This window comes from Bacillus sp. AFS001701 (assembly GCF_002559405.1).
Lineage (GTDB): Bacteria > Bacillota > Bacilli > Bacillales > Bacillaceae_G > Gottfriedia.
The window spans coordinates 1-991 of the sequence record NZ_NTZO01000787.1; the positions used below are offsets into that span (position 1 = coordinate 1).

2 protein-coding genes are annotated in these 991 nt (G+C 26.0%); both read left to right on the top strand.

Annotated features, from left to right (window positions below; genetic code table 11):
* Window positions 1-65 precede the first annotated feature (65 nt).
* Window positions 66-413 carry a hypothetical protein gene (locus tag CN514_RS25160; protein ID WP_098234864.1) on the top strand — a complete coding sequence of 116 codons (348 nt, stop codon included), beginning with the start codon at window positions 66-68 and terminating at the stop codon, window positions 411-413.
* A 101-nt stretch (window positions 414-514) separates the two neighbouring features.
* The coding region (locus CN514_RS25165) for an N-acetyltransferase (protein WP_141529553.1) at window positions 515-991 on the top strand (477 nt) is incomplete at its 3' end.

The following is a 991-nucleotide window of genomic DNA, read 5'->3' on the forward strand; positions in this document are numbered from 1 at the left end:
TTAATATTTCAGAGGTTGACAATCCGAAATAAAAGAAAAGCCATACTGGCTAGGAGGATTTAAAATTGACTAAAATTGACCTACTGAAAGAATTTATTATCAATAAAAACCTAGAAATCATTACATCTAAACCAACTAATACCTATACAAAGTTTTCATACAACGGATTTGATGCTGGAGAAGTTTATAATAATGACAGCTACAGAATTTCAATAGTTCGTGGATCAAAGGTAGAAAGAATATTCCATAAACGTAAATTCAAGATGAAAATTTCCAAAGATAACAACAAAATAGTTGCTATCTTTGATCTTGAACAAGCAGAAGATTTTATACAAGTTAAAACGCTTCTTTTAAATATGGCTAAATTAGTTAACAATGGACTTCATGAAAGTATAAAACCAACGATTAACTAGGTTGAATTGATTAGACAAATGCATACCATGTAATTAAAATGTTTATAATATTTCTCCTCTTTAAATTATATAATTTAATACCATAGTTTAAGGAGGAAGTAATGAAAAATAGTGAACTATTATTTAATGAATATCAAAACATAAAAAAACAGTTTAGAAGTACTAAATTATTGGGATTAAAACAAACAAAATTAAATGAAACAGTTTTAATGTACACTATTAATACGTCAACTAAAAATCATTTCAGTAAAACTATTTCGTTATTAACTCGAATTGATAATCACTTTGTCTCACATTCTGCTTTTGTAAATAAAAAATATGACTACGATGTTGTAGATAACGAAAGAGAAACTCTATATATTTTGGATATTAAAATTTTAGGCAACGAGAATATTAATAAAGGTTATGGAACTTTAATAATGGATGAAATCATAAAAATTGGTAAAAAAGAATCTTGTTCGAGTGTTACTGGTAATGCCAGACCTTCCGATTCCTATAGTAAAATAAGACAAAATAACTTTTATAAAAAATATGGATTTGAATTTCATGAAAAAAGATTTATTAGGTTACCCTTGAAT